Origin of the sequence: Streptomyces sp. NRRL F-5727 (genome assembly GCF_000719555.1) — a bacterium.
GTDB lineage: Bacteria > Actinomycetota > Actinomycetes > Streptomycetales > Streptomycetaceae > Streptomyces.
In genome coordinates, this window is the sequence record NZ_JOGX01000037.1 from 49470 (window position 1) to 68286 (window position 18817).

At 74.7% G+C, this 18817-nt stretch carries 14 protein-coding genes; 10 read left to right on the plus strand and 4 right to left on the minus strand.

The features are described 5' to 3' along the window. Positions 1-4: 4 nt before the first annotated feature. On the minus strand, positions 5-1309 hold the full coding sequence (locus tag IF73_RS0123605; RefSeq protein ID WP_078868207.1) for a serpin family protein: 1305 nt from the start codon (positions 1307-1309) through the stop codon (positions 5-7). A 79-nt stretch (positions 1310-1388) separates the two neighbouring features. Here IF73_RS0123605 and IF73_RS37975 point away from each other — a divergent pair, with 79 nt between their 5' ends. After that, positions 1389-2585 carry a DUF4190 domain-containing protein gene (locus IF73_RS37975; RefSeq protein ID WP_158822116.1) on the plus strand — a complete coding sequence of 399 codons (1197 nt, stop codon included), beginning with the start codon at positions 1389-1391 and terminating at the stop codon, positions 2583-2585. A 216-nt stretch (positions 2586-2801) separates the two neighbouring features. Here the strand turns inward: IF73_RS37975 and IF73_RS0123615 are convergent, their stop codons facing one another. Continuing rightward, positions 2802-4145 (minus strand): glycoside hydrolase family 18 protein, encoded by a 1344-nt coding sequence (locus tag IF73_RS0123615; protein WP_031011376.1) that lies wholly within the window; start codon positions 4143-4145, stop codon positions 2802-2804. A gap of 195 nt (positions 4146-4340) precedes the next feature. On the opposite strand from IF73_RS0123615, the gene IF73_RS0123620 reads away from it, so the two are divergent. The 6 genes from IF73_RS0123620 (at position 4341) to IF73_RS0123645 (ending at position 11147) form a co-directional block, all read left to right on the plus strand. Next, positions 4341-5093 carry a GntR family transcriptional regulator gene (locus IF73_RS0123620; RefSeq protein ID WP_031011378.1) on the plus strand — a complete coding sequence of 251 codons (753 nt, stop codon included), beginning with the start codon at positions 4341-4343 and terminating at the stop codon, positions 5091-5093. A 150-nt stretch (positions 5094-5243) separates the two neighbouring features. Next, positions 5244-7034, plus strand: a complete 1791-nt coding sequence (locus IF73_RS0123625) for a purine-cytosine permease family protein (protein ID WP_234338324.1) — start codon at positions 5244-5246, stop codon at positions 7032-7034. A gap of 155 nt (positions 7035-7189) precedes the next feature. After that, entirely contained in the window at positions 7190-7366 is a 177-nt protein-coding gene (locus IF73_RS40585; RefSeq protein WP_107049320.1) for an SPOR domain-containing protein, read from the plus strand. 22 nt (positions 7367-7388) lie between these two features. After that, entirely contained in the window at positions 7389-7835 is a 447-nt protein-coding gene (locus IF73_RS0123635; protein ID WP_051717197.1) for a (deoxy)nucleoside triphosphate pyrophosphohydrolase, read from the plus strand. Positions 7836-7995: 160 nt separating this feature from the next. Then, positions 7996-8418, plus strand: coding sequence for an ATP-binding protein (locus tag IF73_RS0123640; RefSeq protein WP_031011383.1), 423 nt, complete (start codon positions 7996-7998; stop codon positions 8416-8418). A gap of 143 nt (positions 8419-8561) precedes the next feature. Continuing rightward, a complete protein-coding gene (locus IF73_RS0123645) occupies positions 8562-11147 on the plus strand; it encodes a SpoIIE family protein phosphatase (RefSeq protein WP_037880218.1) in 2586 nt (861 codons plus the stop codon). Positions 11148-11251: 104 nt separating this feature from the next. Here the strand turns inward: IF73_RS0123645 and IF73_RS0123650 are convergent, their stop codons facing one another. Both IF73_RS0123650 and IF73_RS0123655 read right to left on the minus strand, forming a co-directional pair. Beyond that, positions 11252-11962 carry a PspA/IM30 family protein gene (locus tag IF73_RS0123650; protein ID WP_031011385.1) on the minus strand — a complete coding sequence of 237 codons (711 nt, stop codon included), beginning with the start codon at positions 11960-11962 and terminating at the stop codon, positions 11252-11254. A gap of 50 nt (positions 11963-12012) precedes the next feature. After that, positions 12013-14031, minus strand: a complete 2019-nt coding sequence (locus IF73_RS0123655) for a TPM domain-containing protein (RefSeq protein WP_031011387.1) — start codon at positions 14029-14031, stop codon at positions 12013-12015. A gap of 148 nt (positions 14032-14179) precedes the next feature. Between IF73_RS0123655 and IF73_RS0123660 the strand changes: the two genes are divergently transcribed. The 3 genes from IF73_RS0123660 to IF73_RS0123670 all read left to right on the plus strand — a co-directional run bounded on the left by IF73_RS0123660 (position 14180) and on the right by IF73_RS0123670 (position 18638). After that, positions 14180-15208 carry a hypothetical protein gene (locus tag IF73_RS0123660; RefSeq protein WP_324616100.1) on the plus strand — a complete coding sequence of 343 codons (1029 nt, stop codon included), beginning with the start codon at positions 14180-14182 and terminating at the stop codon, positions 15206-15208. 125 nt (positions 15209-15333) lie between these two features. Then, entirely contained in the window at positions 15334-16104 is a 771-nt protein-coding gene (locus tag IF73_RS0123665; RefSeq protein WP_031011389.1) for a transglutaminase domain-containing protein, read from the plus strand. A 155-nt stretch (positions 16105-16259) separates the two neighbouring features. Beyond that, positions 16260-18638: an ABC transporter family substrate-binding protein gene (locus tag IF73_RS0123670; protein ID WP_031011390.1), complete on the plus strand. Its 2379-nt coding sequence runs from the start codon at positions 16260-16262 to the stop codon at positions 18636-18638. Positions 18639-18817: the final 179 nt, after the last annotated feature.

Consider the following 18817-nt stretch of genomic DNA (forward strand, 5'->3'; position numbering starts at 1 on the left):
GTCCTCAGCTCCAGTCGTCCTCGTCCTCGTCCTCGTCCTCGTCGTAGGCGTACGGGGCTTCGGTGTACCCCACCGGGTCGGTGACCCAGCCCGCCGACAGCACCAGCCGCGAGGTGCGGTGCACGGCGAGGAAGCCGAAGGGCCGGTCCACGTCCAGCCGCACCCGGCGGACCCGGTACCGCAGGCGCGGCTCGACCCCGGCGCCGGCGGCGGCGCCGATCACGGTCACCGCCGCCGCCTCGAAGCCGTCACGCGTGAAGCGGGCCATGCCCGCCTGCTTCGCCTGGGCGATCGCCAGGGGGCTGTCGCTGACGCCGGGGAAGTGGCCGTGGTCGCGGTCGGTCGCCGCGCCCAGCCCGAACACGGCCGCCGACGCCAGCAGGTCGTGCTCGGCGGTGAGGTCGAACGCCGGTATCCCGAGGCCCAGTTCGTGCTCGCGCGTGCTGCTGCGTACGTGCTCCACCCGGAGCCCCGGCCCCGGTTCGCCGAGCGGCAGCACATCGCCGGTCACGACGGGGTGTGCCCCGCCGACCACCCCGACCCCCGCGGCGAGCACCGCGCCGGGCGCGGCCCCCTCCGCGCCGAGCAGGAGGTGGACGTCGACCCCGGTGTCGCCCAGCACCCTGAGGACCGTCAGCGGACCGGCGGGGGTCTCCGCGACGCCGACCCGGTCCAGCAGGCTGGTCCAGCGGCGCAGCCCCACCAGACTCCGGCCCGCCCAGGGGCCGCTCTCCGGCGTCCACTCGAAGTCCCAGAAGGGCTGCAACCACCGGGTCCGCAGCGTCTGGGCCGCCGCGAGCACCAGCAGGACGTCCGCGTCGACCTCCACCGGCATCCTCGGGATCAGCCCGCCGGTCCGCTCCGCCGCCCAGGCGTCCAGCGCCGCCCTGTCCGCCGTGTCGTCGCCGCTGAACCGGCCGAACGAGGCGGCCGGCAGTCCGGCCACCCACCGCTCGCGCAGCGGCAGGCCCGGCCGCGCCCACAGGCCGATCGCGGCCGCCGAGCCGCGGATCCGGTCCAGTGCCGTCACCAGCCCGCGCGCCGCCTCCGCGGCCCGGTCCGCGGGCATCCCCACCGCGTCCTCCAGCTCGGCCCGCGCCGGGCCCGCCGCGCCCTCCGCGAGGAGGCCCAGCAGGGGCCAGACGGCGGCGGCGGAGAGGACGGTGCCGCGTGCCCCGGCGGGGAGCGCGGCGGCCCAGCGGGCGGTGAGCCGGTTCACCGCCCGGACGGTCCCGCCGGGGACCGACGGCGTCCAGCCCGTCGCCTTCGCGGCGGTCGCCGCGTCGCCGGTCCGCTCCGTGCCCCGCATGGCCGCCCCCGCCCCCGGACCGCGTACGATGCGCGCCCGATCGTCTGTTCGTCCCCGCCCCTACAGGAGCACCGTACCCGTGGAGCCGACCCAGCCGCCCCAGCCGCCCGAGCCGGGGACGTCCGCCGCGCCGGGCGCGTACCCGACGCCCGGCCCGCACGCGGCACCCGGTGCGTACGCGGCGCCGGGCCCGTACACCTCGCCCGGCATGCCCTACGCGGGCGTGCCGGGGCCCTACGGGCCGTACGTGCCGCCGCCGCCGGCCATCACCACCAACGGTCTCGCCATCGGCTCGCTCGTCAGCGGCATCGTCTGCTGCCTGCCGCCGCTCGGCCTCGTCCTCGGGATCTTCTCGCTCCGGCAGATCAAGAAGCGCGGACAGGGCGGCAAGGGGCTCGCGATCGCCGGCACCGTGCTCTCCTCGATCAGCACCCTGCTCGTCCTCGTCGGTCTGATCAGCGGTCAGCTCCAGGTCGCCGTCCGGGAGTTCGGCGAGGGCATGCGGGAGGCCGCCTCCGCCAGGTCGCCCGTCGAGCTGCGCACCGGCGAGTGCTTCGTCGACGACTCCTCGGGCGACCGGTACACCCGCGGCGTGCGGGTCGTCGACTGCGCCGCGTCCCACGACGGCGAGATCACCGGCCGGTTCGAGGTGACGGCCTTCGACCGCTGGCCCGGCGAGAAGGAGCTGGAGCGGATCGGCGAGGAGCGGTGCGACGCCATGGCCGCCGCGTACGCCATGGACACCTGGTCGCTGGACGCCGACGTCATGAGCCTCTACTACTTCCCGGACCGCGCGTCCTGGCGCGGGGGCGAGCGCCGGATCGCCTGCGGCCTCGGCGGGGAGCGGCGCACGAAGGGCTCGCTGCGCTCCGACCGCACCACGCTCACGCCCGACCAGCTCGCCTTCCTCACCCAGGTGAACCCCGTCGAGGACGCCGTCTACCAGGAGCCGGAGGACGACCCGGAGGACGACCTGGAGGCCAACCGCGCCTGGGCCGCCGACGTGCGCGCGGCCGTCGACTCGGCCCGCTCCGGCCTGAAGGACCGGGTGTGGGAGAAGGAGGCCCGGGCCCCGATGGGCGCCTACCTCGCGACCCTGGACGCGGCCTCGAAGCAGTGGGCGAAGCTGGCGGAGGCGAAGAACGCGGGCACGTTCTGGAAGGAGTACGACCGCGCCTGGGAGCTGCTGCCGGAGGGCGGCAGCGCCGGCGTGCGCAAGGCCCTGGACCTGACGGACACGCCCCCGGCGGTCCCGGGCGAGCACGGCTCCGCCTGAGCCGTTCCGGGCGTTACGTGAACGGGGCCGGGTCTCGCGCGAGAGACCCGGCCCCGTCGTGTGCGGACCGGCGCCGGGGCCGGGAGGCGGCGCCGGGGCGGGGACGGCGGCCCGTGACCAGCCGCCGTCCCGTGCCCCGGTCGCGCCGTCGCCGGCGGTCCGGTCCGCGGCCCCGCGGGAGCCGCCGGCGGGCGGTCCCGGGGGAGCGGGGGTGGTTCAGCGGCGGGTGAGGCCGCGGTCGATGGCGCGCATCAGCTCGCCGTCGGCGGTGTCGCCGTCCAGCGACCAGACCATCGCGCCGGCGAGCCCGTGGACGCGGACCCAGTTCGCCTTGGTGCGCAGCACGGCGGGGTCGTCGTAGGTCCACAGGGTGGTGCCGTCGAAGAGCCAGGCGTGGCCGCCGCGGTGGCCGCGGTGGAGCGTGTACGTCCCGGACTCCGCGAGCTTCTTGAGGTTCTTGTAGTCCTCGGAGCCGGGTGCCCAGGTCGCCGGGGCGGGTCCCGTGGCCGGCCGGCCGAGGCCGTCGCCGCCGCCGGTCACGCCGGTCCAGCCCTGGCCGTAGAACGGCATGCCGACCACCAGCTTGTGGGCCGGGGCGCCGCGCCGCAGCCAGGACTTCACGGTCCCTTCGACGCTCCAGTCGTTCCTGGCGAAGAGCGCGGACTGCTGGGCGGTGGTCTTCTCGCCGGAGACGTGGAAGTCGTAGCCCTGGAGGTTCACGAAGTCGAAGTCCCGCATGATCTTCGCGACCTCGAAGCCCGCGTCGATCTTGGCGGGGGCGGTGGGCACGTACGCGCTGAGCTCGTAGTGCCTCCGCTGCGGCAGCGAACGCCCGTAGGCGTCCAGCTGGGTGCGGAACTCCCGGACCAGCGCGGTGAAGTTGACCTTGTCCTCGGGGCGGATCACGTTGCCCGGGTTGCCCTCGGAGCCGGGCCACTCCCAGTCGAGGTCGATGCCGTCGAAGAGGCCGGCGGCGGCTCCGGCGCCGCCGCGGGCGCCGTCCCGGGGGAGGTCGCCCTTGATGTACAGGTCGATGCAGGAGGAGACCAGGGCCTTGCGGGACGCGGGGGTGCGCACGGCGTCGGAGAAGTACGCCGATCCGCTCCAACCGCCCAGCGAGATCATGACCTTGAGGTTCGGGTGCTTCGCCTTCAGCTCGCGCAGCTGGTTGAAGTTGCCGGCCAGCGGCTGCTCGGCGGTGTCGGCCGTGCCGTCCACCGAGGTGGCCGCGTCGACCGGGCGGACGTAGTCGGCCCAGGGGTCGGAGCCGGGGACGGGGCCGATGACGCACTTGCCGGCCTTGTCGACGATGCCGAAGGCGTAGTTGATGTGGCTCAGCCTGGCCGCGGAGCCGCTCGTGTCCAGGTCCTTGACCTGGAAGTTCCGCCCGTAGATGCCCCATTGGGTGAAGTAGCCGACCCGCTTGAGGGCGGGGGCGGCGGGCGGCCGGGGGCCGGGGTCCGGGTGGGCGCCGGCGGCGGGTGCCAGGCCGGCGAGGAGGCCGAGGGCGGCGGCCGCGGCCGTGCCGAGGGTGAGCTTGGTCAGGACTCTGGGACGCATGGGCTCGTTCCTGTGCGAGGCGGGATGGAGCGTGGACGCGCAGCAGGAAGTTATTGGTCCAGACCAATAGGGGTCAAGGGGTCGGGAGGGGGTGGTTCATCTTCATCACTTCGGGTGAAACTCTGGCCCATGCTTGCGGACCGCGACAGTCGGTTGTCAGGCTGTAGCTGTCTGTCAACCTGAGGGGAGTGTCCAGTGACGTTCGGTGAGCAGCCCGCCTATTTGCGCGTGGCGAGCGATCTGCGGGAGAAGATCGCGAACGGCTCGCTCCCGCCGCATACCCGCCTTCCCTCGCAGGCGCGCATCCGCGAGGAGTACGGGGTGTCGGACACCGTCGCGCTGGAGGCCCGCAAGGTGCTCATGGCCGAGGGACTCGTCGAGGGCCGCTCCGGCTCGGGGACGTACGTGCGGGAGCGGCCGGTGCCCCGCCGGGTCGCCCGCTCCGGCTACCGCCCCGCCTCCGGCGCCACGCCCTTCCGGCAGGAGCAGGCCGCCGAGGGCGCGCGCGGCACCTGGGACGCGCACAGCGAGCAGGAGGCCGCGGGCCGGGAGACCGCCGCCCGGCTGGGCATCGAGCCGGGGGACCGCGTGATGCGCACGCGGTACGTCTACCGGGACGGCGGCGAGGCCATGATGGTCGCCACCTCCTGGGAGCCGCTCGCCGTCACCGGCCGCACCCCCGTCATGCTCCCCGAGGAGGGGCCGCTCGGCGGCTGCGGCGTGGTCGAGCGGATGGCGGCGATCGACGTCGTCGTGGACAACGTGGTGGAGGAGGTCGGCGCCCGCCCCGGCCTCGCCGAGGAGCTGCTCGTCCTCGGCGGCGTGCCCGGCCATGTGGTGATGGTCGTCGAGCGCACCTTCTACGCCTCCGGCCTCGCCGTGGAGACCGCCGACATCGTCGTCCCCGCCGACCGCTACCGCCTCTCGTACCACCTTCCGGTCCGCTGACCGGAGCGGCGTGTCCGGCCCCGTGACCGGGAGTTAACGGCACGTCAGGCTGCTTTACCGCCCGGCAACGCCGGGCGGTGAGGGCCCGTCACAACCGGCTCCTAGTTTCCTGCCCCGTACCCGCGACCCGGTCGGACGACAGGAGCCCCCATGGCGGAGACCGTCACCACGCCCACCTCGGAACCGGAGCCGCCCGCCGCCGCGGCGCCGGGACCGACCGCCCCGGAGCGCGAACCCGCCGCCCCGGGGGCGGGCGCGCCGCCCGCGCACTCCGCGCCCCGGCGCAGTTACGCGAAGCTCGCCGCCGACGAGAGCCGCGAGGACTACTCGCTCCGCTTCGCCCCGCACTCGTTCCGGCGCTGGTCGCCCGGCACCGTGGCCGGCACCGCGCTCGGAGGCATCGCCTACCTCGCCGACTTCGCCATCGGCGCCTCGATCGTCTTCGCCTACGGCTTCACCAGCGGCCTCGCCTCGATCCTCACCGCCGCCGTGATCATCTTCCTCACCGGCATCCCCATCGCCCGGGCCTGCGCGACCTACGGCCTCGACATGGACCTCATCACCCGGGGCGCCGGCTTCGGCTACTTCGGCTCCACCCTCACCTCGCTCATCTACGCCTCCTTCACCTTCATCTTCTTCGCGCTCGAAGGCTCGATCATGGCCCAGGCCATGCACCAGGCCGTGGGACTGCCGCTGGAGATCGGCTACCTCGTCACCACGCTGATCGTCATCCCGATCGTCTTCCGCGGGATGGGCGCGCTCGCCAAGGTGCAGGCGTGGACGCAGCCCGTCTGGCTCGTCGGCCTGGTCCTGCCCTTCGTCGTCCTCGCCTTCGAGGCCCCGGACGCCTGGGGCGCCTTCGCCTCCTTCGGCGGCACCGAGGGCGCCGGCTCCGGCTTCTCCTGGATCGGCTTCGGCCTCGGCACCGGCGTGGCCCTGTCGCTCATCGCCCAGATCGGCGAACAGGCCGACTACCTGCGCTTCATGCCGGTGAAGACCGAGGCGAACCGGCGCCGCTGGAACCTCGCCGTGCTCGCCGCGGGCCCCGGCTGGGTCGTCATCGGCGCCGCCAAGCAGCTCGGCGGCGCCTTCCTCGCCTTCGTCGCCCTGGAGGCGGTCGGCAAGACCCACGCCCTGGAGCCGATCGCGCCGCAGATCGAGGCGCTGAAGCCCTGGCTCGGCGGCCTCGCGCTGCCCGCCGCCGCGCTCTTCGTGATCGTCTCCCAGATCAAGATCAACGTCACCAACGCCTACAGCGGCTCGCTGTCCTGGTCGAACTTCTTCTCCCGGACGACCCACCGGCACCCCGGCCGGGTCTGGTACATCTTCCTCAACCTCGCCATCGCGCTGACGCTGATGGAGATGGACATGTTCGCCGCCCTCGGCAAGCTGCTCGGCTTCTACTCCAACGTCGGCATCGCCTGGATCGCAGCCGTCGCCGCCGACCTCGTCATCAACAAGCGGGCCGGCTGGAGCCCGCCGTACATCGAGTTCAAGCGGGCCTATCTGTACGCGGTGAACCCGGCCGGCTTCGGCGCCATGGCCGTGGCCTCCGTCGTCTCGATCCTCGCCTTCTTCGGCCTCTTCGGCCGCTACGCCGAGGCGTTCTCCACCTTCATCGCCGCCGGCCTCGCCCTCGTCCTCTGCCCGCTGATCGCCTGGGCGACGAAGGGGCGCTACTACCTGGCGCGCCCGAACCCGGTGAACGGTCCCGGGGCCGACGTCGCCGACGAGCGGGCCACCCACACCTGCGCCGAGTGCGAGACCGCGTACGAGCTGCCCGACATCGCCGACTGCCCGGTCCGTTCCGGCCCGGTCTGCTCCCTCTGCTGCTCCCTCGACGCCGACTGCGGCGACGCCTGCCGCAAGGGCCCCGCCCGCGCCGCCGGACCCGTGTTCATGCCGGTGCCCACCCTCCCCGGGGCGGCGCCCGGCATGTGACCTTCGGCCTCCTTCCGTCGGTTCCCGGCCGATCCGTATCTCTTGGTGAAAACCCGTATCCGCTGTGTGAAGGTCAGGCGTAAGCTCGGGCATATGCGGATCGAGGTTTCACGGAGATCCTTGATGACGTCTGGCCCGGCGGAGGGAGAAGCCTGATGACCGACAGCGGCGCCGTCCAACCGTGGCTCGTCATACGGCAGGACGACAACGGCAACCGCTACCGGGTGGGGCGCTACGCGACCCAGGACGAGGCCCAGAAGATCGCGGACACGCTCGACGCCCGCGGCCACAAGCAGCTCTACTGGGTCGAGCGCGCGGCCCCCGCCGGCTGATGCCCCGGCTACCCTCGCGGGCATGACCGAAAGCACCACCCACCACGGCACCGGACCCGACCACGGGGCCGGTGCCGTGGTCGTCGTCGCGGCCGCCCTCCTCGACCGTGGCCGGCTGCTCGCCGCCCGCCGCAGCGCCCCCGCCGACCTCGCCGGCCGCTGGGAACTGCCCGGCGGGAAGGTCGAGCCCGGCGAGCGCCCGGAGGACGCCCTCGTCCGCGAACTCCGCGAGGAGCTGGGCGTCGAGGCCGAGCCCGGCGAGCGGATCCCCGGCGAATGGCCCCTCAAGCCCGGCTACGTCCTGCGGGTGTGGACCGCCCGCCTCCGCTCCGGCGAACCCCGCCCCCTGGAGGACCACGACGAGCTCCGCTGGCTCGCCCGCCACGAACTGGACAGCGTGGACTGGCTCGACCAGGACCGCCCCGCGGTGGCGGAAGCGGCGCTCAGGCTCCCCGCCGCGCGCCCCTAGACCCGGCGTGCGGCGCCCTCCCTACGCCGTTCGTGCCACCGTGCGCCCGTGACCGCCCCCGGAGGGGTATTTCGCGCTGAATTCCGGGTATGTCCCCATTGGTCCCTCAGAAGAGGGTGATCCTCTTCCTGTCGCACCACGGTTGGGGAAGTGATCGCGTGTGATCGACACCGACGGCGCCCGCGCCGAGTGGAACTTCCCGGCGGAGGCGGACGCCGTGCGCACCGCCCGCCACGCCGTCCGCGAGACCCTCCGCTCCTGGAAGGTCGACGCGGCCGTGGGGGACGTGGCCGTCCTGCTGGTCAGCGAGCTGGTCACCAACTCGCTGCGGTACGCCTCCGGCCCCATCGGCGTGCGGATCCTGCGGGCCGAAGGCACCGCCACCGAACCGCCCCGGCACTCCGCGCTCCTCGTGGAGGTCTCCGATCCGCTTCCGGATCCGCCCACCGAGCGGCCCGCGGGACCCGACGACGAAGGGGGCCGCGGGCTCGGTCTGGTGGCCTGTTCCGCACGCCGCTGGGGGACCCGGCAGGGCGCCACCGGGAAAACCGTATGGTTCGAGCTGGCTCTCCCTGGTGAGTAAAGAGAGAGGGACGACGATCACCGGAGCGGGTCACGAGCCGACCGAGACCACCCTGTGATCGTGGACGTCGTGCCGCCGGAGCCCCGGTGCTGAATACTGCGGGCATGGCCGGTCCGGTGCGGTGAGCTGGAGGGGACGGTCGCGTGAGCGAGATATCCAGGACGACGGGCGGCGTCGTGTGGCAGAGCAGCCCGCCCGGATCGATCTACGACTACATCCGGGTCGCCTCCTTCTCTCTCGGGCCCGACGGGCGCGTCGACCAGTGGAGCACCCGGGCGGCCGACCTCTTCGGAGTCTCCGCCCAGGAGGCCCGCGGCAAGGACCCCGTCGAGGCGTTCATGCCCGCCGAGCTGCGGGATCGCGGCCACCAGCGGGTCAAGGAGATCCTGGACGGCCGCGAATGGACCGGCCTCGTCCCCTTCCGCATCCCCGGCCCCGCCGGTGCGCCGGAGCAGGACCGGCCGCACGGCATCGCCGAGATGTACGTGATGCCGAGCGAGACCGCGGCCGGCGAGCGGGCCGCGCTCTGCATCGTCGTCGACGTCCGGGCGCTGCGCCGGATCGAGACCGACCTGGCCGCCTCCCAGGCCATTTTCGGCCAATCGCCCTTCGGCTTCCTCCTCTTCGGCACCGACCTCACCGTCAAGCGCGCCAACCAGCGCTTCGCCGCCGTCTTCGGCGGCGAAGCCGACGACCACCGCGGCCGCGGCGTCCACGACTACCTCGCCAAGCCCGAGGCCGACCGGATGACCGCCGCCCTCCGCCGCGTCCTGGAGACCGGGGACGCCGTCACCGACCTCCGGATCACCGGCGCCGCACCAGGCGCCCGGATCCGCCGCCACTGGTCCATCAACCTCTACCGGGTGCACAGCGGCTCCGGCCGCCCGGTCGGCGTCGCGGGGCTCGGCATCGACGTCACCCGCCGGCAGAACGCGGCCCGCGAGGCGGCCAGCGCCCGCCGCAACCTCGCCCTCCTCAACGAGGCCGGATCCCGCATAGGGAACTCCCTCGACCTGGAGGCCACCGCCCGCGAACTCCTCGACGTCGCCGTCCCCGGCTTCTGCGACCTCGCCTCCGTCGACCTCTACCAGGGGCTCCTCACCGGCGACGAGGCCCCGCCCGGCCGCTGGGGCAGCTCCCACGACGTCGGCTACGGCGCCGGCAGCGCCGAACTGCGCCGGGTCGCCTTCGCCAGCGCCGTCGCCGACACCCCGCTCAGGACCGACGAGGGCCACGGACCGGCCGGCGACGGCGACGGGTCCGTCCCCATCGAGGTCGGCGCCGTCCACCGCTACCCCTTCAACTCGCCCGCCGCCGGAGCGCTGCGCACCGGCCGGGTCCGGACCGTGCCCGGCGACGACGGCGACCTCGTCCACTCCACCCTGGCCGTCCCGATGGTCGCCCACGACACCGTCGTCGGCCTGGTGCAGTTCTCCCGCACCAAGGGCAGCGAACCCTTCGGCGACCGAGACCGGGCCCTCGCCGTGGAACTCGCCGCCCGCGCCGCCGTCTGCATCGACAACGCCCGCCTCTACCGCCGCGAACACGAGCGGGCCCTCATCCTGCAGCGCAGCCTGCTCCCGCCCGGCGACCCCGAGGCCGCCGGACTCGACATCGCCTGCCGCTACCTCCCCGGCACCGACGCCACCGAGGTCGGCGGCGACTGGTTCGACGTCATCGAACTCCCCGGCCACCGCACCGCCCTCGTCATCGGCGACGTCATGGGCCGCGGTCTGCGCGCCGCCGTCGCCATGGGCGAACTGCGCACCGCCGTCCGCACCCTCGCCCAGCTCGACCTCGAACCCGCCGAGGTCCTCTCCCACCTCGACGAGATCGCCCGCGGCCTCGGCGCCCCCATCGGCGCCCAGCAGTCCCGGGCGCAGAAGAACCGCGGCCCCGAACTCTCCGAGGTGTACCTCGCCACCTGCGTCTACGCCGTCTACGACCCGGTGACCCGGCGCTGCACCTTCGCCAACGCCGGTCACCTGCCGCCCGTCCTCGTCGAACCGGGCGAGGACGCCCTCCTCCTCGACGTGCCCCCGGGGATGCCGCTGGGCGTCGGCGGCGAACCCTTCGAGGAGGTCGAGGTCGAACTTCCCGAGGGCTCCCTCCTCGCCCTCTACACCGACGGCCTCGTCGAATCCCGCGACCACCCCCTCGACGAGGGACTCGGCGCCTTCAAGCGGGCCCTCGCCGACCGGGCCCGACCCCTGGAGGACGTCTGCGACCGGGTCCTCTCCACCCTCGACACCGGCCACGGCGAGGACGACATCGCCCTCCTGATGGCCCGTATCCAGGGGCTGCCCGCCGAGGCCGTCGGCGACTGGCGGCTGCCCCGCGAGCCACGCTCCGTCGGCCGCGCCCGCGAGCTCGCCCGCGCCCAGCTCACCGCCTGGGGCCTCGACGCGCTCGTGGACACCGTCGAACTCCTCGTCAGCGAACTCGTCACCAACGCGCTGCGGTACGGCGAGGGCGAGATACGGCTCCGGCTGCTGCGCGACCGCACCCTGGTCTGCGAGGTGTGGGACGCCGGCCTGGTCCAGCCGCGCCGCCGCCGCGCCAAGGACACCGACGAGGGCGGCCGCGGCCTCCAGCTCGTCGGGCTGCTCTCCGCCTCCTGGGGCTCGCGCCGCACCCCGCGCGGCAAGACGGTCTGGTTCGAGCTGGCCCTCCCCGACGGCGGGCCCACGGCGGAACCCACCGTGGACCAGCTCCTCAGCATGTTCTGAGCGGCGCCCCGGGGAGCTGCCCAGGTCGCCCGTCAGACCGCCCGTCAGGCCGCGCTTCAGGCCGCCCTTCGGGCCGCCCGTCAGGCCGCCCTTCGGGCCGCCCGTCAGGCCGCCTTGAGCGCCGCCAGCCGGGCCGCGATCTCCGCCTCGTCCCCGGCCGCGTCCAGCTGCTCGAACTGGGCGTCCAGCGAGGACGCGGCCAGCTCCTGCTTGCCGAGGGCCCGCGCCTCCTCCCGGCGCACCTTGTCCTCGAAGCGGCTCAGCTCGCTCGTCGGGTCCAGCACGTCGACGCTCTTCACCGCGTCCATCATCGTGTTCTGCGCCTGCGCCGACCTGGCGCGGGCGACCAGCTCGTCCCGCCTGGCCCGGAGCTCGACCAGCTTGGCCTTCATCCGGTCCAGCCCGGAGGTCAGCCGGGACACCACCTCGGTCTGCGCGGCGATCGTCGGCTCGGCCGTCCGCGCCTCCTTCTCGGACTGGAGCTGACGGCCCAGCGCGACCCTGGCGAGGTTGTCGAAGCGGTCCGCCTCCGCCGCCTGCCCGCCGGTCCGCAGCTCGTCCGCCTTCCGGCTGGCCGCCAGCGCCTTCCCGCCCCACTCGGCCGCCGCCGCCACGTCCTCCGCGTGGTCCTGCTCCATCAGCCGCAGGTTGCCGATGGTCGCCGCCACCGCCTCCTCGGCCTCCGCGATGTTGCCCGAGTAGTCGCGGATCAGCTGGTCCAGCATCTTCTGCGGGTCCTCCGCCTGGTCGAGCAGGGCGTTGACGTTCGCCTTCGCCAGCTGGGTGACACGGCCGAGGACGGTCTGCTTGCTCATGCGCTGCTCCTTGCGGGGTCGTACGAGAGGAAGTGTCGTGGACGTGGACATCAGAAGCGGCCGCCGCCGCCCCGCCGGCCGCGCGTGCCGCTGCCGCCGAAGCTGCCCGGCCCGCCGCCGAAACCTCCGCCCCCGAAGCCGCCCCCGAGACCGCCACCGCGTCCGCCCCCTCCCCTTCCGGAACCCCCGCCGAACAGGCCGCCGAGGATGATGCCGCCGAGCACGGCCCCGCCGAGCCCGCCGCCCCCGCTGCCTCCCCCTCCTGCTCCTGATACACCGCCCAAGCCGTTCGGGTTCCCGTACCGGCGCACGTCCTGCTCGGCGAGCTCCTGCGCGCGCCGGGCCAGCCCGTCCGCCTGCCGCGCCTCGTCCAGCGCCGCCTGCGGCCGGTCCGCCGCCAGCTCCCGCGCCCTCTCCAGCCGCCGCTGGGCCTCCGCCAGCCGGGTCCTGGCCTCGCTGCCCACCGCGCCCCGGTGCGTCTGGACGTAGTCCGCGGCCGCCCCCAGCTCCGAACGGGCCGTCAGCAGCGCCTGCTCCAGCAGGGCGCGGGCGCGCGCGTCGCCGGACTCGCGCTCCCGCGCTCCGGCCAGCGCCGCGTCGAGCGCGGTGTCCGCCTCCTCGATCCGCCGCAGCGCGTCCAGCGGGTCGTACCGCCCCGCCTCCACCGCCCGCCGCACCTCCGCCGCCACCGCCTCCGCGCGGGCGATCCGGCCCCGCAGCCCGCCCGTCGAGGCGCCCTCCGCCGCGGTCCCTTCGAGGAGGCCCCGGGCCTCCGCCAGGTCGGCGTCGGTCTCGGTGAGCACGCCCGGCAGCCGCTCCTCCGCCTCGGTCAGTTCCCGGGCCCGCCGCTCCACCGCCTCGATCAGCCGGGCCGCCTGGTCGACCGCGCCCTCGGCGGCCCGCACGTGCACGGCCGCGGAGCCGGTGTCGCCGCCGTCGACGGACTGGCGGGCCTGGTTGACGTGGGTGGTGGCGAAGACGAGCCGGTCCTTGGCCTGCTCGACGTCGCCGGACACCGGCGAGACCGCGGACTCGGTGTACCGCCCGCGCATCGCGGCCAGCGCGGTCTCGGCGGCGGAGACCCGGCCGGTCTGCTCACGGAAGGCGGTCTCCACCGCGGCCAGCGCCTCGGGCGCGGTCCGCTCCAGGGCCCGCAGCCGGTCGAAGTCCTCGGTCTCCGCGTCGAGCCGGGCGTCCGCCTCGGCGCAGTGGCGCAGGATCTCCTCCAGCATCGAGCGCCGGGTGGCCTCGTCCTCGGGGAAGGAGTCGTCGAGCCGCTGCCGCAGCCGGAAGGAGGCGGTCAGCCGCTCCTCGGCGAAGCCCACCGCCTCCTCGAAGGGACGGGTGGCCTCCTCGCCGAACTGGGCGGTGGCGAAGCCCAGTTCCTCCTTGCTGGTGCGGACGGCGTCGTCGGTGGCGACCAGCGTCCGGCGGGCCTGCCCGTCCAGCTCCTCCAGGGACGGCTCCGGGGGCCGGGCGGGCCGGCCCCAGCCCTGGCCGCCGCCGGGCGTGGTGCGGGTCGCGGTCCGCCGGCGCCGGCGGGTGTACGCGTACGCCGCGACCGCCCCGGCGCCGCCGACGAGGGCGACCGGCAGGATCAGGTCGGCGGCGGAGGTCTCGCCGGAGCCGCCCGGGTCGGCGGGGCCGGGGGTGATCGAGGGGGCGGTCGCGGTCGTGGCCACGTCGTCGAGCTGGGCCTGGGTGAGGCGGGAGCCGGGGTCGGCGGAGTAGCCGTACCGCCGGTCGTGGGTGGCGACGGCGAGCAGCACGTCGTCGCGGCCCAGGCCGCTGCGTTCGGCGGTGGCGTCGGCCCAGTCCTGCCCGGAGCGGCCGGAGAAGTCCCGTACGTAGACCACGAAGAGCTGGATCCGGCGGTCGTCGTAGAGCCGGTCGAGGGCCTCGGCGACCTCGGGGCGCCGGTCGCCGAGGGCGCCGACCCGGTCGAGGACCTGCTCGTCGGCGGGGAGGACGACGGGGTCGTCGGCGCGGGCGCCGGCCGCGGCGGGCACGACCAGCCACCACGCCGCCACCAGCACCGCGAGCAGGGCTCGGGTGGCTGTTCGGGTCACAGAAGGGAGGTTATGTACGGGTATGCGGCCCCGCGACCGGACGGGAGCAAGGCGGAACCCGGCCGCCGCGTTCGTACGTCCGTGTCAGTGCCGATCTTCACCAGGGCCTCCGGCGGGTGGGGAGGCCCCTGACGCTCTGGGGGCACGGATGGACGGACGGCTGAAGCGGGTGTGGCGCAAGGGGCGCTGGTGGGTCCTGGGGCTGGTGCTGCTGCTCGTGGTGCCGCCGCTCTTCGGCGCGCTCGCCCTGCGCGTCAGCTACGCGGGCGATCTCCGCGACGACGCCCGCACGCGCGGCCGGGACGCGTACTGGATCGGGCACGCGTGGGTGGACGGCCGGAAGAAGGACGCCGACCTGAAGGCGCTCGCCGAGCGGCTGAAGGGCACCGGGATCAAGGACCTGTACGTGCACGCGGGCCCGCTCGAACACGACGGCACCCTGCCCGCCGCCAAGCACCCGCGCGCGCGGTGGCTGACCGACGGCGTCCACCGCGAGCTGCCCGGCGTACGGGTCCAGGCGTGGCTCGGCGACGTCCTCGCCAACGACGGCCCGACCGGTCTGCGGCTCTCCGACGCCGGCTCCCGCAAGGCCGTCACGGCCTCCGCCCGCCAGGTCCTCGACGCGGGCTTCGACGGCGTCCACTTCGACCTGGAGCCGCTCCAGTCCGGCGACGCCGACTACCTCGTCCTCCTCGACGACCTGGGGAGGCTGACCCGGGAGCGGAAGGCGCTGCTCTCCGTCGCCGCCCACCAGATCGACCCGCTGCCGGGCGCCCACTCCGCCCTCGGCCTCTTCTCGGACCAGGGCAAGTGGTGGTCGCAGGAGTTCTTCGGCGAGGTGGCCCGGCGGGTCGACCAGATCGCCGTGATGTCGTACGACACCTGGATGCCGCTGGAGAGCCTGTACGGCGGGTACGTCGCCCAGCAGACCGCGCTCGCCCTGGAGGTCACCCCCGAGACCACCGACCTGCTCATGGGGCTGCCGTTCTTCCACGAGGACGACCTGGGCCACCACGAGAACGCGGAGACCGTCGCCGCCGGCGTCCGCGGCGTCCGCCTCGGCCTCGGCCGCACCGACCCGGGCCGCGAGCGCTTCGGCGTCGCCCTGTACGTGGACTTCGCGGAGGAGCCCGGCGACTGGGACGCCTACCGCGCGGGCTGGCTCCGCACGGGCTGACGGGCCGTCCGCACGCGCGCGTGGCCCCCTCGTACGCGCGCGTGTGGGGCCCCACGTACGCGCGCGTGGGGCGGGGGAGGAGGATGGCGGCGGCGAACGACCGCCGACCGAGGGGGAGCACCGTCATGACCAGCCGCCTGCTGATGCCCGTCCGGAGCCGCGGGGCCGCCCGCCCCGCCGCCGTGGAGCCCGCCGCCGATCCGACCCCGGGCTCGGTCCGGCCGACCGCGATCCTGGACCTCGGGCACCCGCTCACCGCCGCCTTCACCGCGCGCGTACGCGAGGAGGCCGCGGCCCGGGGCGACCGCACCGACCGGGAGCGCCTCCGGACGGCGCACCGGCTGCTCGCGGCCGAGGTCCGGCCCGTCTACTCGGTGGAGGACCGGCGCCGGGTCTCCCGCACCCTGCGGCTCGGCCGCGGCTCGTGCAGCCAGCGGATGGCCGTCCTGGAGGCCGTCGCCCGGTCGCTGGGCACCGCCACGCGCGTGCGCGGGCTGTTGGTGGACGGCTCCTTCTGGTACCCGCGCTTCCCGCGGCTGCGGCCCTTCGTCCCGGCCGAGGTGCTGCTCGCCTGGCCGGAGTTTCGGCTGGACGGCGACTGGGTGCCGATCGCCGGCCTCTTCGACCACGCCGGCCCGTCGGGGGAGGGCGGTTTCGCCAACACCGGCGCCGAGACGCTCTTCGAGGCCGTGGCCCGTACCGGCGTCGACTGGGACACCCCGGCGGCCTGCGACGGCGCCTCCGGAGCCTGCGACCTCTCCGCCCACCTCCGTACCGACCTGGGCCGCTTCACCTCCCGCGACGAGCTGTTCGCCCGGCACGGACAGACCCTGTGCGTGCCCGCCCGCACGCTGGCCGAGCCCGTCCTCGGGCGCTGGGGCGCGGGGGCCGCGTAGGGGCCGGTCCGACGGGGGGCGTTGGGCCGCACGAGTGGGTTCGCCGGGCCTCCCGCCGTGTCGGCGGGGCCGCGTCCGCCGGGTGCCGTTCAGTGGGATGACCAAGCGATCTGATCATCTCCAAATGGCACAAAAACGGACGAAGGGGTAAAAGCATGTCCCAGGTCGGCGCCCCCCAGGGGAGGACATGGGCCGGTCCGTCCAGGAGCCCCCGCTCCCGGACCCTCCGCTCCGTCGCCACTCTCACCAGCGCGGTCCTCGCCGTCACCGTCCTCGCCGGATGCAGCTCCGACGAGGACGCCGACGCCGCCCCGGCCGCCGCCCAGGACCACGCGCCCACCGCGCGCGCCCTGGTCGACGACGGCGGCACCCTGCGCTGGGCGGTGGACGCCCTGCCGGCCACCTTCAACGCCTTCCAGGCCGACGCCGACGCCACCACCGGCCGCGTCGCGGGCGCCGTCCTGCCCGCCCTGCACACCCTCGACGAGCGCGGCCGGCCCCGGCTCAACCCCGACTACCTGGAGTCCGCCGAGGTCGTCGAGACCGAGCCCCGCCAGGTCGTCCTCTACAAGCTCAACCAGCAGGCCGTCTGGAGCGACGGGCGCGAGATCGGCGCCGCCGACTTCGTCGCCCAGTGGCGCGCCCTCAGCGGCCGCGACACCGCCTACTGGACGGCCAGGAACGCCGGCTACGAGCGGATCGAGAAGATCGAGAAGGGCAAGAACGACCTGGAGGTACGGGTCACCTTCGCCAAGCCCTACGCCGACTGGCGCTCCCTCTTCACCCCCCTCTACCCCAAGCAGGTGATGGGCTCCCCGAACTCCTTCAACGACGGCGCCCGCACCACCCTCAAGGCCACCGCAGGACCGTTCCTCCTGAGCAAGGTGGACCGGAAGACCGGCGACCTCACCCTCGCCCGCAACCCCCGCTGGTGGGGCCAGCCCGCCAAGCTCGACAGCCTCGTCCTGCGGGCCGTCCCGCGCGCCGGCCGCGAGGCCGCCCTGGCCGCAGGGAAGCTCGACCTGGCCGAGATCGACCGGTCCACCGCCGAGCGGATCGCCCTCGCCCTCAAGGACGCCGAGGCCGGCCGCAGCGGCGCCCAGGCCGCCCGGCTGCACGGCCCCGGCTCCGCGATCACCCCCGGCAAGGCCCTCGGCTCCTGGGCGCTCGCCCACGGCGCCGACGAGGAGCTGGCCGAGGAGGTCAGGGCCGCCCGCGCCGAGAACCAGGCCGCCGTCGCCCGCTACGCCAAGGCCCAGGACACCCTCGCCGGCTACGTCGTCCGCAAGTCCCTGGAGCCCGCCTACACCCAGCTCTCCCTCAACGGCGAGTCCGGGCCGCTCGCCGACGAGCGGGTCCGCCGCGCGGTCGCCCGCGCCATCGACCGCCGAGAACTGGCCGAATCCGTGCTCAAGCCGCTCGGCCTCCCGGCCGACCCGCCCGGCAGCCACCTCGCCCTGGCCGGCCAGGCCGCCTACGCCGACAGCAGCGACGCCCTCGGCGACCAGGACACCAAGGAGGCCCGCGCGCTCCTCGCCGACGCCGGCTGGGTCCCCGGCGGCGCCCAGCGGAAGCCGGCCGGCACCGAGGCCGGCTCCGAGGCGGAGAAGAAGACCGGGACGCAGACCGGGAAGAAGACCGCGGAGCGGGAGACCGACGCCAAGAAGAAGGCGGAGAGCGGCGACACCGCCTCGAACGACGGCCTCTACATCGTCGGCGACGACAAGCCCGGCGAACTCCCCGCCGCCCCCCGGATCGGCCCCGGCGGCCCCGAGAGCACCCGGGTCCTCGCCCCGGCCCCCGCCGCCGCCCGGGAGAGCGCCGCCCTCCTCGCCCGCGCCGAGGCCCTCGACACCGGCGCCCGCGCCGCCGCCCAGCCCGGCAACGGCAAGCCCGACAAGGGCGTCGCCGGCGCCTACGCCCCCATGGGCAGCGCCGCCCCGGCCGCCGTCCCCGCCGCCTCCCAGGCCCTCGGCAAGGACGGCAAGGCCCTCAGCCTCCGCTTCGTCCTGCCCTCGGGACCCGGATCGGAGACGCTGCGGGCGGTCGGCGACCGGATCGTCCGGATGCTCGACGCGGTCGGGATCCGTACCGAGATCACCAAGGTCTCGGACGAGAGCTTCTTCAAGGACCACATCGCCTCCGGCGACTACGACCTGGCCCTCTACTCCTGGCCCGCCTCCGCCTACCCGGCGACCGACGCCCGGCCGATCTTCGCCAAGCCCGAGCCCGCCTCGGACGGCTCCCTGCTGGTCGAGCAGAACTACTCGCGGGTCGGCACGGACCGGATCGACCAGCTCTTCGACCAGGCGGCCGCCACCCTCGACGAGGAGGAGGCGGGCGACCTGATCCGCCAGGCCGACGCCCGGATCTGGGCCGCGGCCGGCTCCATCCCGCTCTACCAGCGCCCCCAGCTGGTGGCGGCCAGGAGCGACGTGGTGAACGCCGGCGCCTGGGGCTTCGCCGCCCCCCAGTACCAGGACATCGGTTTCAAGAAGAGCGAAACGACCAAGGGTAGCCCGTCGAATCGCTGAAACCACAGGTCACAACCTCAGAACCAGCTCAAGTTCCTTGCCCGCCGGTGATCCCGGCGGGCAGGATCGCGTCGGCCCCTTGACCCGGGCGGCATGACTTTCCCCACACCCTGTGACCCACCCTGAAACGTCCCAGTAGACCCTCTCGGATCGATCCGGGGAAGCCCCTTGCACGGCGG

What these genes read in the sequence shown, in the direction of transcription:
- IF73_RS0123605 (WP_078868207.1), bottom strand. Translation starts at nt 1,309, where the DNA reads ATGCGGGGCACGGAGCGGACCGGCGACGCGGCGACCGCCGCGAAGGCG.
- IF73_RS0123615 (WP_031011376.1), bottom strand. Translation starts at nt 4,145, where the DNA reads ATGCGTCCCAGAGTCCTGACCAAGCTCACCCTCGGCACGGCCGCGGCC.
- IF73_RS0123625 (WP_234338324.1), top strand. Translation starts at nt 5,244, where the DNA reads ATGGCGGAGACCGTCACCACGCCCACCTCGGAACCGGAGCCGCCCGCC.
- IF73_RS40585 (WP_107049320.1), top strand. Translation starts at nt 7,190, where the DNA reads ATGACCGACAGCGGCGCCGTCCAACCGTGGCTCGTCATACGGCAGGAC.
- IF73_RS0123635 (WP_051717197.1), top strand. Translation starts at nt 7,389, where the DNA reads ATGACCGAAAGCACCACCCACCACGGCACCGGACCCGACCACGGGGCC.
- IF73_RS0123650 (WP_031011385.1), bottom strand. Translation starts at nt 11,962, where the DNA reads ATGAGCAAGCAGACCGTCCTCGGCCGTGTCACCCAGCTGGCGAAGGCG.
- IF73_RS0123660 (WP_324616100.1), top strand. Translation starts at nt 14,180, where the DNA reads ATGGACGGACGGCTGAAGCGGGTGTGGCGCAAGGGGCGCTGGTGGGTC.
- IF73_RS0123665 (WP_031011389.1), top strand. Translation starts at nt 15,334, where the DNA reads ATGACCAGCCGCCTGCTGATGCCCGTCCGGAGCCGCGGGGCCGCCCGC.
- IF73_RS0123670 (WP_031011390.1), top strand. Translation starts at nt 16,260, where the DNA reads ATGTCCCAGGTCGGCGCCCCCCAGGGGAGGACATGGGCCGGTCCGTCC.